This window comes from Archangium gephyra, assembly GCF_042230915.1.
GTDB classification, from domain to species: domain Bacteria; phylum Myxococcota; class Myxococcia; order Myxococcales; family Myxococcaceae; genus Archangium; species Archangium gephyra_B.
Genome location: NZ_CP102578.1, coordinates 9,550,387 through 9,565,777, shown reverse-complemented (window position 1 = coordinate 9,565,777; position 15,391 = coordinate 9,550,387). Strand labels below are relative to the sequence as shown.

General features: G+C 68.3%; 7 protein-coding genes. 5 read left to right on the top strand and 2 right to left on the bottom strand.

Features of this window, described 5'->3' with window-relative positions:
* Nucleotides 1-53: 53 nt before the first annotated feature.
* Nucleotides 54-506 (bottom strand): Spy/CpxP family protein refolding chaperone, encoded by a 453-nt coding sequence (locus tag NR798_RS37595; RefSeq protein WP_375767376.1) that lies wholly within the window; start codon nucleotides 504-506, stop codon nucleotides 54-56.
* 364 nt (nucleotides 507-870) lie between these two features.
* Here NR798_RS37595 and dnaE point away from each other — a divergent pair, with 364 nt between their 5' ends.
* From dnaE to NR798_RS37570, 5 genes are all read left to right on the top strand, one after another.
* Nucleotides 871-4,443: a DNA polymerase III subunit alpha gene (gene dnaE / locus NR798_RS37590; RefSeq protein WP_375767375.1), complete on the top strand. Its 3,573-nt coding sequence runs from the start codon at nucleotides 871-873 to the stop codon at nucleotides 4,441-4,443.
* 66 nt (nucleotides 4,444-4,509) lie between these two features.
* Entirely contained in the window at nucleotides 4,510-5,337 is an 828-nt protein-coding gene (locus tag NR798_RS37585; RefSeq protein ID WP_375767374.1) for a crotonase/enoyl-CoA hydratase family protein, read from the top strand.
* Between the two features lie 5 nt (nucleotides 5,338-5,342).
* Entirely contained in the window at nucleotides 5,343-6,143 is an 801-nt protein-coding gene (locus NR798_RS37580) for an SDR family oxidoreductase (RefSeq protein ID WP_375767373.1), read from the top strand.
* Nucleotides 6,144-6,283: 140 nt separating this feature from the next.
* A complete protein-coding gene (locus tag NR798_RS37575; RefSeq protein WP_375767372.1) occupies nucleotides 6,284-11,893 on the top strand; it encodes a lamin tail domain-containing protein in 5,610 nt (1,869 codons plus the stop codon).
* 339 nt (nucleotides 11,894-12,232) lie between these two features.
* Nucleotides 12,233-12,685 carry a hypothetical protein gene (locus NR798_RS37570; RefSeq protein ID WP_375767371.1) on the top strand — a complete coding sequence of 151 codons (453 nt, stop codon included), beginning with the start codon at nucleotides 12,233-12,235 and terminating at the stop codon, nucleotides 12,683-12,685.
* A gap of 78 nt (nucleotides 12,686-12,763) precedes the next feature.
* On the opposite strand, the gene NR798_RS37565 is transcribed toward NR798_RS37570, so the two are convergent.
* Nucleotides 12,764-15,274, bottom strand: coding sequence for a glycogen/starch/alpha-glucan phosphorylase (locus tag NR798_RS37565; protein WP_375767370.1), 2,511 nt, complete (start codon nucleotides 15,272-15,274; stop codon nucleotides 12,764-12,766).
* Nucleotides 15,275-15,391 lie beyond the last annotated feature (117 nt).

The window sequence follows — 15,391 nt, the reverse complement described above, 5'->3', positions numbered from 1 at the left end:
GACCGATTGTGCCCGGATGTGTGCATGGATGGATACCGGGCGCCGGGTGAGCGCTAGCGAGCGTTCATGTGCTCACGAACGTTGGCCGTCAACTGCTGGCGCTGTTCCGGGGTGAAGATGCGGTGGGCCTGGAGGGCGGCGTCCGCCACCTTGTGGGCGAAGGCGCGGAAGGCGTCCACGCGCGTGTCCACCAGGGCGTGCACGGCCCGCGAGTCCGGGTTGGCCGACTCCCACTGCTCCAGCATCTGCGCCCGGGCGCCCTTGTTCTCCTCGTAGAGGCGCTTGCCGTCCTCGAAGAGCGAGTCCTTCAGCCCGTGGATGGCCTGCTTCTGCTCCTCGGTGGCGTTCAGCTCCTCGAGGCGGTCATCCAGCCGCCAGGTGATCATCTGCTTCACGCGCTCGGGGTCGCGCGGGCCTCCGCCGAAGTGTCCGCCGCGGAAGCCGGAGAGGAGGACGAAGGCGAGGACGGCGGAACCGGCGATGAGCAGCTTGTTCTTCGTGGTCATGGCGTGTAACTCCCAGGGGCCTCGGGGGCCCCGCTTTCTGTTCGTGGGCGCCGTCAATCGGCGACGATGGACAGAATGCGAGAGGCCCGTTGCGGGCGCTTTTCGCGGGGGTAAAGAAGTGTGAAGGCCGCCCCACACGCCTGCCCGGCTGCCCGGCGGGGCGGCTTCCGAGGGGCACCTCAGGTGCCAGGCCACCCGAGCCATGCCCGACCTGACGGCTCCTTCACGGCCGGTGTGAGGCATGGCACAACGCTCCGAAGCCGATTTTCCGGCTCCGGACGCGACGTCTGGCCGGAAACTGGCGAGCGTCGCCACCCTGAACAAATGTGGTGCTGTAGGCCCTCTTCCTGACTACTTTCCTGCCATGTCCTTTACCCATCTCCATCTGCACTCCCTGTACTCGCTCCTCGATGGGGCGATCCGGATGAAGGACCTCATCAAGACGGTGAAGGAGAAGGGGATGACGAGCGTGGCCGTGACGGATCACGGCAACATGTTCGCCACCATCGACTTCTACAAGAAGGCCAAGGACGCCGGCATCAAGCCCATCATCGGGATGGAGACGTACGTGGCCGGGCCCAAGGGCCGCAAGGACCGTACGGAGAAGGTGGGCCACCACCTCATCCTCCTGGCCAAGAACAAGGACGGGTACGACAACCTCAAGTACCTCTCGTCCATGGCCTACCGCGAGGGCTTCTACTACCACCCGCGCATCGACAAGCAGCTGCTGAAGGACCACAGCAAGGGTCTCTTCGCGCTCACCGCGTGCCTGGGTGGTGAAGTCACCGGCGCGGCCTTCCGCGGGGACATGGACCACGCCCGCAAGGCGGCGCTCGAGTACAAGGAGATCTTCGAGCCCGACCACTTCTTCCTCGAGGTGCAGTCCAACGGGATGCCCGAGCAGGAGAAGGCCAACGAGAATCTGAAGCAGCTCGGCAGGGACCTCGGCATCGGGCTGTGCGCCACCGCGGACGCGCACTACATCAAGAAGGAGGACGCTCGCGCCCACGAGCTCCTCATGTGCATCGCCAGCGGCAAGACGCTCGCCGACGGCAAGCGCATGAAGCACTCCACGGACAAGCTCTACGTCACCAGTCCCCAGGAGATGCTGGAGTACTTCAAGGACACCCCCGAGGCCGTCCACAACACCCAGCGCATCGTCGAGCAGATCAACCTGGAGCTGAAGCTGGGCAAGCCCATGCTGCCCACCTTCCAGGTGCCTGGGGATCACACCGCCGACAGCTTCATGGCGGAGCTGGCGCGCAAGAACCTCGAGGAGCGCTTCAAGGAGATTGACGTCGCGCGCTACCGCACCGGCCAGCCGCCCGTGGACCGCGAGCCCTACAAGGCCCGGCTGGAGCTGGAGATCGGCGTCATCACGAAGATGGGGTTCAGCGGCTACTTCCTCATCGTCCAGGACTTCATCAACTGGGCCAAGCAGCACGGGATTCCGGTGGGGCCGGGCCGTGGCTCGGGCGCCGGAAGCCTCGTGGCCTACTGCCTGCGGATTACGGACCTGGATCCGCTCCCGTACAACCTGCTCTTCGAGCGCTTCCTCAACCCCGAGCGCGTGTCGATGCCGGACTTCGATATCGACTTCTGCCAGGACCGGCGCGACGAGGTCATCAAGTACGTGGGCCGCAAGTACGGCGAGAACAACGTGGGGCAGATCATCACGTTCGGCTCGCTCAAGGCCAAGAGCGTGCTGCGCGACGTGTGCCGCGTCTTCGCGCTGCCCTTCAGCGAGGGTGACCGCATCGCCAAGCTGGTGCCCGAGGTGCTCGGCATCACGCTCAAGGACGCCATCGAGATGGAGCCGCGTCTCAAGGAGATGATGGAGAAGCCCACCGCCATCGGGCAGGTGGAGGGCAAGGACGTCACCACCAAGGACGTGCTGGAGATCGCCCTGGCGCTGGAGGGTCTGCACCGCCAGCCCGGCATGCACGCGGCCGGCGTCGTCATCGCCGACAAGCCGCTGTGGGAGTTCGTCCCCACCTACCAGCCTCCGGGGGAAGACACCCTCATCACCCAGTTCGCCAAGGACGAGGTGGAGGCCGCCGGCCTGGTGAAGTTCGACTTCCTCGGCCTCAAGACGCTCACCGTCATCCAGAACGCGCTCAACCTCATCAACCGCAACCCGCCCAACGGCAAGCCCATCCTGCGCGAGGACATCCCGCTGGAAGGCGACGCCGAGGTCTGGAAGCTGATGGCCGAGGGCGACACGGCCGGCGTCTTCCAGATGGAGTCCAGCGGCTTCACCGAAATGGTGATGAAGCTCAAGCCGTCCTGCTTCGAAGACGTGGTCGCCGCCGGCGCGCTCTACCGCCCGGGTCCGCTCGACTCGGGCATGGTGGACGTCTTCATCAACCGCAAGCACGGCCGCGAGCCGGTGACGTACCCGCACCCGGCGCTGGAGCCCGTCCTCAAGGACACCTACGGCGTCATCGTCTACCAGGAACAGGTGATGCAGATCTCCCAGGTGCTGGGAGGCTACACCCTGGGCCGCGCGGACCTGCTGCGCCGCGCGATGGGCAAGAAGAAGGCCGAGGTCATGCAGGCCGAGCGGGCCGGCTTCCTCGAGGGCTGCAAGAAGAACAACGTCGACCTGAAGGTCGCCGGGGAAATCTTCGACCTCATGGAGAAGTTCGCCGAGTACGGCTTCAACAAGAGCCACTCGGCGGCCTACGGCCTGGTCACCATCCACACGGCGTGGCTCAAGGCGCACTACCGCGTGGAGTTCATGGCGGCCCTTCTCACCAGCGAGAAGGACAACACCGACAAGGTGGTGCTGCACATCGGCGAGGCCCGGCAGTCGGGCGTGCAGGTGCTGCCGCCGGACGTGAACCAGTCGGACATGGCCTTCGGCGCGGTGGAGGGGAAGATCCGCTTCGGCCTGGGCGCCATCAAGGGCGTGGGCGAGGGCGCCATCGAGTCCATCGTCGAGGCGCGCAAGGAGGGCCCCTTCAAGAGCCTGTTCGACTTCTGCGAGCGCGTGGACTCGCGCAAGGTGAACCGCAAGGTGCTCGAGGCGCTGGTGAAGGCCGGGGCCTTCGACTTCGAGAACCGCCCGCGGCGCCAGCTCTTCGAGAGCATCGAGCGCGCGATGAGCCGCGGCTCCAGCAGCCAGAAGGACAAGGCCGCGGGGCAGAGCTCGCTCTTCGGCATGCTGGGTGGCGGCTCCTCGGGTGGCGCCGCGATGAAGGACGAGTACGTCCAGGCGGAGGAGTGGCCGGAGAAGGAGCGCCTGTCGCTGGAGAAGGAGGCCATCGGCTTCTACGTGTCCGGCCACCCGCTGCACCAATACGACAAGGAGCTCAAGCGCTACGCCCGGCCCATCACCGCGGTGGCCCGTGCACGCAAGGACGAGAAGATCACCATCGCCGGCATCGTCGCGGCGCTGCGCGAGCGGCCCACCAAGACGGGCAAGCGCATGGCGTGGGTGACGCTGGAGGACCTGTCCGGCTCCATCGAGCTGGTGTGCTTCCCGGGCAAGGACGGCACGCGCAACGTCATGGGCAAGGACGGCAAGTGGTCGAAGCAGGGGCCCAAGCCCGGCTTCGAGCACTGGGAGCCGCTGCTCAAGAGCGATGACCCCATCCTCGTGACGGGCACGGTGCAGATCAACCAGCGCGACGAGGACACGCCGGTGGCCGAGCTCATCGTCGAGGACATCCAGAGCCTCAAGGCCGTGCGCGAGAAGCGCACCAAGCGGCTGGAGTTCCGGCTGCCGGTGGACCTCGCCACGGAGGAGCGGATGGAGAAGCTGGCGAGGATCGTCAAGCAGTACGAGGGGGCCACGCCGGTGGCGGTGAGCCTGCTCTTCACCAACGAGGCCGAGGCGCTCATCGGCAACACCTCGCTCAAGGTGCAGGTGAGTGACGAGCTCATCCAATCCGTGGAGCGGCTCTTCGGGATGAAGGTGGTCGAGTTCGGCTGAGCGCGGGCGTGGACGCTGCCCGCCCGTTCTGCTCAAGTGGACCCTTCCTCGCGAGGGAGGGTCTGAATGACGGCGGCATACCAGTCTCTTCGCATCGAGCAGGCGGACGGCATCGCCGAGGTGGTGCTCACCGGCCCCGGCAAGGGCAACGCGCTCGGGCCGGACTTCTGGCGCGAGATGCCCGAGGCGCTCCGGGCCCTCGACGCGGATGACGCGGTCCGCGTCGTCCTCCTGCGCGGCGATGGCGCGAACTTCACCTACGGCCTGGACCTGATGGCGATGACGGAGTCGCTCGGGCCGCTCATCATGGGCGAGGGCAACCTCGCGCTCGAGCGCACGAAGCTGCTCCAGCTCATCGAGAAGATGCAGGCCGCCACCGAGGGGCTCGCCCGCTGCCGCAAGCCGGTGCTGGCGGCGGTGCATGGCTGGTGCATCGGCGGCGGCATCGATCTCATCGCCGCGTGCGACTTCCGCTACTGCTCGCGCGAGGCGAAGTTCTCCCTGCGCGAGGTGCGTGTGGGCATCACCGCGGACCTCGGCGCCCTGCAGCGGCTGCCGCGCATCATCGGCGAGGGGAACACGCGCGAGCTCGCCTATACCGGCGGGGACGTGGACGCCGAGCGTGCCCTCCAGATGGGGCTGGTGAACCAGGTCTTCGCCACCCCCGAGGAGCTGCTGGCCGCCGCGCGCGCCACCGCGCGGAAGATCGCCGACAACCCCCCGCTCGTGGTCCAAGGGGCCAAGCAGGTGATGGAGTATTGCGCGGACAAGTCCGTGGCGGACGGCCTGCGCTACGTGGCGGTGTGGAACTCCGCCTTCCTTCAGTCGCATGACCTCGCCGAGGCCTTCGCCGCGTTCGCCGAGCGGCGGCCTCCGCGTTTCCAGGGGAGATGACTCACATGTCGGACGTGTTCAAGCCGGGGCTGCTCCAGGGCAAGGTGGCATTCATCACCGGTGGCAGCAGCGGCATCAACCTCGGCATCGCCGAGGCCTTCGTGAAGGCGGGCGCCAAGGTGGCCATCAACGGCCGCAACGTGGAGAAGCTGGCGGCCGCCGTGAAGGGCCTCCAGCAGCACGGCACCGCCATGGGCCTGGCCGCGGACGTGCGCAACTACGAGTCCGTGGAGAAGGCCATGCAGTCGGTGCGGGAGGCGTACGGGGAGCTCGACATCCTCGTGTGCGGCGCGGCCGGCAACTTCCCCGCTCCCGCCGTCGGGATGTCCTCCAACGGCTTCAAGTCGGTGCTGGAGATCGACGTGCTGGGCACCTTCAACGCCTGCCGCGCCGCCTTCGAGCACCTGCGCAAGCCGGGCGCCTGCGTGCTCAACATCTCCGCGCCCCAGGCCTACCTGCCCATGGCCATGCAGGCCCACGTCTGCGCCGCCAAGGCCGGCGTGGACATGATCACCCGCACCCTCGCCATCGAGTGGGGTGGGGCGGGCGTGCGCGTCAACTCCATCACTCCCGGTCCTATCGAAGACACCGAGGGCATGAATCGGCTCGCTCCCAGCGCCGAGACCCGCGAGAAGCTCACCCGCGCCCTGCCATTGCAGCGCTTCGGGACAAAGCAAGACATCTCGCAACTCGCGCTTTTCCTGGCGTCCGATGCAGCGTCATACATCACCGGCTCCATCATGGTTTGCGACGGAGGACAGTCGCTGCTCGGCTCCGGCCTCATGCTTCAGGCTATGGGAATGTGAGAAGAGCCCGTCGCGGCCAGAGGGAGCAGGGTTTCGTCCTCTGCCGCTGAGTTTTTCCAGGTACAGGGTGTCTGGTAGAATACAGACCGTGCCCGCCATCCCCCGGCGGGCGCTGTTTCCCCCTTTATCTGGAGCTGTTCATGATGCATGGCCCCCCCGCCTTCGCGCGGCTGGTCGCGTGGAGCGTGTTGTTGTTCGGTTTGTCGGTCGGGTGTGGAGGGGGGTGTGGAGATCCCAACCCCAACCCGCCGGCCGCACGGGAGATGCCGGACGCGGACCGCTCGACGGTGGTGGTGAGCAGGACGCTGGGCGTCCGGGCCAACGGTGAGGACTCCGTCGACATCCAGGTGACGGTGCGCAAGGAGGATGGGACGCCGCTGGCGGGCCGGACGGTGCAGGTGACGGTCTCCGGCGAGGGCAACACGGTGACGCAGCCCGCGGGCACCACCGATGCGCAGGGCCTGGCGAGCGCGAAGCTGGTGTCCACCGGGGTGGGCGTGAAGACGGTGACGGCGTCCGTGGAGGCCGAGGGGGGCGCGGTGACGCTGTCGTCGCGGCCCACGGTCGAGTTCGTCCGCCTGCCTGCCTCCAAGCTGGCCTTCACCGCGGCGCCTTCCTCCGGGACGGCGGGTGCGGCGCTGGGCGCCTTCGAGGTCGTCATCCAGAACGCCGATGGCGAGACGGTGAGCGACGCCACGGGCACGGTGACGGTGGCCCTGGGCTCCGGTCCGTCCGCGGCCGTCCTGAAGGGGACGGTGTCGGTGGCGGCCGTGAATGGCGTGGCGCGCTTCGAGGGCCTGGTGCTCGAGAAGGCCGCGCGCGGCTACACCCTGGTGGCGAGCGCCGACAGCCTCACGGGCGCGACGAGCGGCACCTTTGACGTGGCGTCCGCGGCGCCTGCCCTGCTGGTGCTGAGCCACTCGGGGCTGCCCGTGACGGCGGGCACCGCGGAGAGCGTCGAGGTCTTCGCCCGCGATGTCTACGGCAACGACGCGGCCGGCTACACCGGCACCGTGCGCTTCTCCTCCGATGATGGCTCGGCCACGCTGCCGGCGGACTACACGTTCATCGCGTCGGACCAGGGCCGCCATGTCTTCACCGGGAGCCTCACGGCGCGGCTCGCGGGCGCCCGCAAGCTGACGGTGACGGACCTGGCGGAGGCGTCCTTCACCTCCACGCTGGAGCTCTCCGTGGTGCCGGGGCCCCTGACGACGCTCGTCTTCGCCGAGACGCTGGCCAACCGCCCCGTGCGCGCGTCCTTCGACGTGCGGGTGGCGCTGACGGACGCGTTCGGCAACCGGGTGCAGGTGGGCGCTCCCCCCGTGACGCTCTCCGCCAACAAGGAGGGGAGGGTGACGGGCCTGGGCACCGTGACGCCGGTGGATGGCGTGGCCTCCTTCACGGGCCTCACCATCGCCGAGGAGGACACGGGCTACGTGCTGACGGCCTCGGCCGCGGGCGTGGGCTCCGTGCCCAGCAACGCCTTCAACATCCTCGACGAGGTGCCGCCCGCGAAGCCGGAGCTCGTCCAGACGGCCAACGCCCCCTCGTCCATCACCGTCTCCTGGTCGCCGGTGGGTGATGACGGGATGCTCGGCACGCCGTCCAGCTACGAGCTGCGCTACTCCACGTCGCCCATCGTCTCCGGGGCGGACTTCGACGGTGCCACCCCGGTGGCGGTGGCGGCGCCCGTGCCCTCCGAGGGCACCCGGTCCGCGACGATCTCCGGCCTGTCCTCCAATACGAGCTACTACGTGGCCCTGCGGGTGACGGACAACAGTGGCAACGCGGTGCGCTCGGACACGCTCGTGGCCTCCACGAAGAACCTGACGGCCACCCAGCTCGCCTTCCTCGAGCAGCCGAAGAGCGGGAAGGCCGGCACGGCGCTGGCTCCTATCACGGTGGAGATCCGGGACGCCGCCGGGTTGCGCGTCGACAACGCGGCCGTGGCGGTGACGCTGACGGTGGTGGGCACCCCGGGCTACGGCCCCTTCACCGTGACGTCGGACAAGGGCGTGGCCACCTTCACGGGCGTCCGGATCGACACGGCGGGCAAGGGCTACACCCTGCAGGCCACCTCGCTCTCGCTCGCGTTTGCGGACAGCGTCCCCTTCGACATCGCCAACGCGGCGGCCGCGAGCCTGGAGCTGGCGGGGCTGGGCCCGGCGACGACCGCGGGCGCCGACAACACCGTGACGGTGACGGTGCGCGACGCCTTCGGCAACGCCGCCGAGGACTACACCGGCACGGTGTCGTTCACCTCGAGCGACTCCGCCGCCGACAAGCCGGCGCCCTACGCCTTCCTCACCACGGACAAGGGCCAGCGCGCCTTCGAGCATGTGGTGCTGCGCACCTCGGGCGAGCAGAGCCTCACGGTGTCCGCCGCGGGCCTGCCGGACGCCACGCTGCGCACGGACGTGGGCCACGCGGGCGCGAGCACGCTGCTGCTGACCGGGCTGCCGGCCGAGATGAACGCGGGTGACTCGGCCGAGCTCTCGGTCGAGCTGCGCGATGGCTTCGGCAACCGGGCCACCGGCTACACCGGCACGGTGGTGTTGAGCTCCACCGACAGCAAGGCCACCCTGGAGGCGGAGTACACCTTCACCTCCACGGACAAGGGCTTCAAGAAGTTCCCCGTGACGCTGGTGACCGCGGGCGCGCAGTCCGTCACGGTGCAGGACAAGGCCCTTCCGGCCACGCTCACCGCGAAGGCCGACACCACGGTGAAGTGGCTCCCGGTGGCGCGCCTCGTGCTGGAGGCTCCGGCCTCCGTGGAGGCGGGCGGCCCGCTGTCGCTGAAGGTCACCGCCGTGGATGTCCATGACAACGTGGTGAAGGACTACGCCCGCGAGGTGAGCTTCTCCGTGGATGCCGACCGGGCCACCGTTCCGGCGCCCCACCTGTTCATCCTCGCGGATGAGGGCAGCCGCCGGTTCGACTTCAAGCTGGAGAAGGCCGTCGCCACGAAGATCACCGTGACGGACTCGGGGGGCCTGAGCGCCACCCATGACGTGGTGGTCTCTCACGCCCCGGCCTCCACGCTCGTGATGGTGGCGCCCTCCGCGCCGCTGGAGGCGGGGGTCGCCTTCACCGTCGACGTGACCCTGAAGGATGCCTACGGGAACGTGGCCACCGGTTACACGGGCACGCTCGGCTTCACCTCGAGCGATCCGAAGCTGGTGCCCCCGGCCGACGGCGCGCTCACCAGCACGGATGCCGGCCACAAGGTCTTCTCCGTGACGCTGAAGACCGCGGGCGAGCAGTCGCTGTCCGTGAAGGACCTCGCCCGGAGCTTCCTGACGGATACGGCTCCCTCGCTCATGGTCAATCCCGGCCCCGCCCGGAAGCTCGTGTTCCGCGACCAGCCCACGGACGGCAAGGTGCGCACGGCGCTGACGGCGGTGACCGTGGCCATCACGGATGCGTTCGACAACGTCCTGGACGTGGATGCGCCGGACATCACCCTGGGCCTGACCGGAGGCAACCCCGCGGCCGTGCTCGGTGGCGGCTCGCTGACCGTGAAGCCCGTGAAGGGCATCGCGACCTTCTCCGGCCTCACCGTGGACCAGCAGGGCTCGGGCTTCCGGCTCGAGGCCGTGGGCGGGGTGCTGGACGCCGCCAGCGGCAACACGTTCACCATCGTGGATGACATCGCTCCGGGGGCCGTGGCGCTCAGCCTGACGGGCAAGACGAGCGTCCAGGTGGCGCTGAAGTGGACGGCCGTGGGTGATGACGGCCTGGTGGGCAACGCCGCCAGCCAGGAACTGCTGTACGCGACCGTCCCCGTGGAGACCGCGCCCCCGGCGAGCATCTCGTCGGTGGCCCTGGAGCGTCCCCTGGCGCCGGGGACCGAGGAGTCGGTGCTCGTCACCGGGCTGACCCCCAGCACGACGTACTACTTCGCGCTGAAGGTGCACGACGACGCGGGCAACACGGCCGTCTCCAACCTGAGCGCGGCGACGAACGCGGATCCGTGCGCGGGCTACACCTGCACGCCGCCGAGCGCCAGCTGCGCCCCGGATGGCGTCTCGCTCACCACCTACTCGGAGACGTGCGTCGACGTGGACAACACCGCCACCTGCAAGGAGTCGCTGGCGACCACCGCCTGCCCGGGTGCCAATGCCGTCTGCTTCAAGGATGCGTGTGACACGGCGGCCGCTCCGGCTGCCAACCAGCTGAGCATCTCCGAGGTGATGCACTCGCCCTCGTCCAGCACCACCGAGTACATCGAGCTGACGAACAACACCGGCAACCTGCTCAACCTCAACGGGCTCTCTGTCCTCTACAGGAACAGCGCGAGCGTCGTCTCTTCCACCGTCGTGGGCTCTGGCGGCAGCAAGCCGGTGGTCATGGACCGCAAGGGCACCTTCGTCCTGGCGCAGAACAAGGACGTGGCCTCCAACGGTGGGGTCTCCGCCAACTACCAGTACGGCGCGGACCTGAACCTGGAAGGCTCGGGGCGGCTCGTGCTCTCCCAGGGGGCCACCACGGTGGAGGACTTCCAGTACACGCCGTCCTTCCCGCAGACGCTGGGCAGGTCCATGAACCTCTCGGCGGTCGTGGTGGGGACCAAGGCCTCCGCGTACCGGTGGTACTGGTGTGACTCGGAGGCGCCGCTCGTGGAGGGCGGTGACCTGGGGACGCCCAACGCCCGCAACTCCACCTGCGGCATGCCGGACGCCCCGGCGCTGGATTGGTGCAACATCCAGTACCCGAAGACGTTCCCGACGGGCACCGACTACCCGGCCACCGTGACGCCGGGCTCCTCGTGGTCCATCTACAGCCAGTTCTATGGCGCGAGCATGACGGACCGGAACACGACGGGGAACGACTTCTACCCGCACGTGTCCGCCGAGCTGGGCTACGGCACGGACGCCACCAACCCGGCGGGCTGGACGTGGAAGGCGGCACTGCCCAACGGGGCCTACTCCAGCGGGTTCAGCAACAACGACGAGGTGCTGGGCTCGCTGAGCATCCCCACCGCGGGCACGTACAAGTACGGCTTCCGTTACCGGCTCTGGAACACGGCCACGGGCAGCTACGGCCCCTACGTGTATTGCGACCAGAGTGGTGTGGCCACGCCGCCGGCCGGCACCTACGGGAGTGTGACGGTGGCCTCGTCGGCTCCTCCCGACCTGACGAGCCACGTGGTCATCAGCGAGTTCTCCGGGGGCAATGGCACCGGTACTGCCGCCACGGATGAGTTCATCGAGCTGTACAACCCGACTAGCAGCCCGGTGGATCTCAATGGGTGGACGGTGCAGTACAAGTCGGCCACCGGTACGACCTACAGCGGCACCGTGACGATCAGCTCCACCACGGCGCCGAGGGGAACCATCATCCAGCCCAAGGGGTACTTCCTGCTCGCGGGTGCCAACTACAGCGGTTCGGCCGTCGCCGCTGCCGATGTCAGCTACACCTTCGACGCGTCGGCCTCGACCACGGCCGGTGGTCACGTGCGCATTGGTCCCGGTCTCGTCGGGACCGATGTCAATGACCCGAAGACCGTGGACAAGCTGGGGTGGGGCACGGGGAATTCGCCGGAGGGCACGGCGGCTCCGGCCCATCCCGCAGTGGGCGGCAGCCTCGAGCGCAAGGCCGTCTCCACCTCGACCTCGGCGACCATGGCCGTGGGGGGCACCGACGCCAACCGCGGCAATGGGTACGACAGCGACAACAACTCGACTGACTTCGTGACGCGCGCGGCGCGTCAGCCGCAGAGCTCCACGAGCGGCACCGAAACGCCGTAACGCACCGCTCGTCCTGCCGAGGTGAAAAGAGGCCGCTCCGGGCTACCCGGGGCGGCCTCTCGTTTTCCCACCTCGTGAGAGTTCCAACCTTCTTCCCTGGACAGGGCCCGAGGGCCGGTCTCCGGGACGTTTGCTGGTGCACACCAGGGCTGGAGGCGTTTCGGATCGCCAACGTGCCGGGCCGGGGAGATTCGTACCCGGACGAAGTCGGCTGTATGGTGGCCGGACGTCCGCTCGCGACAGGCCGAGCGTGGTGGCGAGGCAGGGAAATATCGGCCCCGGGTGTTGGTCGGATAGCCGTTTCCCCGTTCCCCAGGAGTCGCCTGTGCCGGAGGTGGCATGAGCGCAATCATCATGTTCGACGATTCGCGCTGGCCGCTGCTCATGCTTCGCGTGACGGGCGTGATGTCCGACAAGCAGTTCGGCGAGTTCCTCGTGCAGTCCAGTGCCTACCTGACGCGCGGGGAGAAGTACGTCAGCATCCTGGATCTCGGCCAGCTGGGCCTGCCCTCGCCCACGCAGCGCCAGATGCAGGCGGAGTGGATCCGCAAGCACGATGCCGATTTGCGCCAGAACGTGCTCGGCAACGCCAACATCATCACCTCGGCGCCCATCCGCCTGGCGCTGAGCCTCATCTTCCACCTCAAGCCCCTGCCCATGCCGTATGCGGCCGTCGCCGACATGGACTCGGCCTTGCGGTTCGCGTTGGGCAAGCTGGAGGAGGGCGGGCGTGGTGCCGATGCCGAGCGCATCCGGCGTCAGCTCGGCTTTGCCGGCGTCCGCGCGGGGTGAGCCCCGGGCCTCCGGTGCATGCACCGGGGCCGGCGGGGCTCCCGCGGCGTCAGCGCGCTGCGGGCACTTCCAGCGCGCTCAGGGGACCACGGGGGTCTGCTTCACCCGCCAGATCTCCTCGGCGTACTGCTTGATGGTGCGGTCCGAGGAGAAGATGCCCGCCTGGGCCACGTTGTGGATGGCCATGCGCGTCCACTTCTCCTGGTCCTTGTAGGCCCGCGCCACGTCCTGCTGCCGGGCCGCGTACGCGCCGAAGTCCGCCAGCAGCAGGTAGCGGTCCTCGTCGAGCAGGCCGTCCACCAGCGGCTTGTAGAGGTGCTTGTCCTCCGGCGAGAAGAAGCCCGAGGCGATGAGATCCAGCGCCTCGCGCAGCTCCACGTTGCGCTCGTACTCCTCGCGCGGCTTGTAGCCGGCGCGCTTGCGGGCGAGCACCTCGTCCACGGTGAGGCCGAAGAGGAAGAAGTTCTCGTCGCCCACCGCCTGGCGGATCTCCACGTTGGCGCCGTCCAGCGTGCCCAGCGTGAGCGCGCCGTTCATCATGAACTTCATGTTGCCCGTGCCGGAGGCCTCCATGCCCGCGGTGGAGATCTGCTCGGACACGTCCGTGGCCGGGATGATGCGCTCGGCGAGGCTCACCCGGTAGTTGGGCACGAACAGCACCTGCAGGCCCGTGGTGCCCGCGTCGCTGTTGACCACCTCGGCGATGCCGTTGATGAGGCGGATGATGAGCTTGGCCTCGTGGTAGCCCGGCGCCGCCTTGGCTCCGAAGAGGAACACCCGCGGGGCGATGATGGTGCTCGGGTCCCTGCGCGCCTTCATCCACAGCGACACGATGTGCAGCGCGTTGAGCAGCTGGCGCTTGTACTCGTGCAGGCGCTTGATCTGCACGTCGAAGATGGCGTTGGGGTCCAGGTCCACCTGGCAGGTGTCACGCAGGTAGCGGGCCAGGTCCTCCTTGTTCTGCTTCTTCACCTGGGCGAAGGCCTTGCGGAACTCCGCGTCCTCGGCGAGCGGCGCCAGCTTCTGGAGCTGATCCAGGTCCGTGGCCCACTCCCCGCCGATGCGGCTCGTAATCAGCCTGGCCAGGCGCGGGTTGCTCCACGAGAGCCAGCGGCGCGGCGTCACGCCGTTGGTCTTGTTGTTGAAGCGCTCGGGCATCATCTCCGCGAAGTCCGGCAGCACGTCGCGCTTGAGCAGGTTGCTGTGCAGCTCCGCCACGCCGTTGACGCTGTGGCTGCCCACCACGGCGAGGTGCGCCATGCGGATCTTCTTCTCCGGGCCCTCCTCCACCAGGCTCATGCGCCGCATCCGGTCGTGGTCGAACGGGTAGCGGATCTGCACCTGGCGCAGGAAGCGGTGGTTGATCTCGTAGATGATCTCCAGGTGGCGGGGCAGCAGCCGCTCGAAGAGCGTGGCGGGCCACTTCTCCATGGCCTCGGCCAGGAGCGTGTGGTTGGTGTAGCCGAACGTGGCCTGGGTGATGGCGAAGGCCTCGTCCCACTGCAGGCGCTTCTCGTCCACCAGCACGCGCATCAGCTCGGCCACGGCGATGGCTGGGTGGGTGTCGTTGAGCTGGATGGCCGCCTTGCTGGGGAAGTCGCGGAAGTCCGTATGCGTCTTGAGGTAGCGCCGGACGATGTCCGCGATGGAGCAGGCGACGAAGAAGTACTGCTGCTTGAGGCGCAGCTCCTTGCCGGCCTGGAAGGCGTCGTTGGGGTAGAGGACCTTGGAGATGACCTCCGAGTCGTTCTTCTCCACCACCGAGCGCTCGTAGTCACCGGCGTTGAAGAGCAGGAGATCGAACTCCTCGCTGGCGCGCGCCTGCCACAGCCGCAGGGTGTTGACGGTGTTGTTGCCGTAGCCGGCGATCGGTGTGTCGAAGGGCACGCCGATGACCGTCTTGCCGCCCACCCAGCGCGCCACGGGCCGGCCGTCGGCGCCCTGGTGGTGCTCCACGCGTCCGAAGAAGCGCACCGGCACCGCCTTCTCGGGGCGGACGATCTCCCAGGGGTTGCCGAACTTCAGCCACTCGTCGGCGCGCTCCACCTGGTAGCCGTCGACGATGTCCTGGGTGAAGATGCCGAACTCGTAGCGGATGCCGTAGCCCATGCCGGGGTAGCCCAGCGTGGCCAGCGAGTCGAGGAAGCACGCGGCGAGCCGGCCGAGGCCGCCGTTGCCCAGGCCCGCGTCCGGCTCCATCTCGACGAGCGTGGAGAGGTCCACGCCCATCTCGCGCATGGCCTGCTCGGCGGCGTCGTACATGCCGATGTTGATGAGGTTGTTGCCGAGCGCGCGGCCGAGCAGGTACTCGGCGCTGAGGTAATAGGCGCGCTTCACGTCCTGCTCGTAATAGGTGCGGGCGGTGCGGACCCAGCGGTCCGCGAGCCGGTCGCGCACGGCGAGCGCCAGGGCCATGAAGCGGTCGTGGGCGGTGGCCGTCTCGGGGTTCTTCCCGCGCGAGAAGCGGACGTGCTCGAGCACGCCTCGGCGCACGTTGCGCGGATCCAGCCCGGTGCGGCTGGGCTCACGCCCCGTGTCCTGGGCGTCGGACGCGGAGGTGGGCGGCACATCGACGGGAGCAGTGGACATATTCGTGGAGCTCTTCGTTCGGTGAATCAGTGGCGTCATGCGCAGCCGCCAGGCGGCGCGCGGGGCTTGCCAGGGTATCTGTCACCGCTCCGGCTCGCACCGAAAGAAAAAATGCGT

Coding starts and splice junctions, on each gene's coding strand:
- NR798_RS37595 (WP_375767376.1), bottom strand. CDS start 506: ATGACCACGAAGAACAAGCTGCTCATCGCCGGTTCCGCCGTCCTCGCC.
- dnaE (WP_375767375.1), top strand. CDS start 871: ATGTCCTTTACCCATCTCCATCTGCACTCCCTGTACTCGCTCCTCGAT.
- NR798_RS37585 (WP_375767374.1), top strand. CDS start 4,510: ATGACGGCGGCATACCAGTCTCTTCGCATCGAGCAGGCGGACGGCATC.
- NR798_RS37580 (WP_375767373.1), top strand. CDS start 5,343: ATGTCGGACGTGTTCAAGCCGGGGCTGCTCCAGGGCAAGGTGGCATTC.
- NR798_RS37575 (WP_375767372.1), top strand. CDS start 6,284: ATGATGCATGGCCCCCCCGCCTTCGCGCGGCTGGTCGCGTGGAGCGTG.
- NR798_RS37570 (WP_375767371.1), top strand. CDS start 12,233: ATGAGCGCAATCATCATGTTCGACGATTCGCGCTGGCCGCTGCTCATG.
- NR798_RS37565 (WP_375767370.1), bottom strand. CDS start 15,274: ATGTCCACTGCTCCCGTCGATGTGCCGCCCACCTCCGCGTCCGACGCC.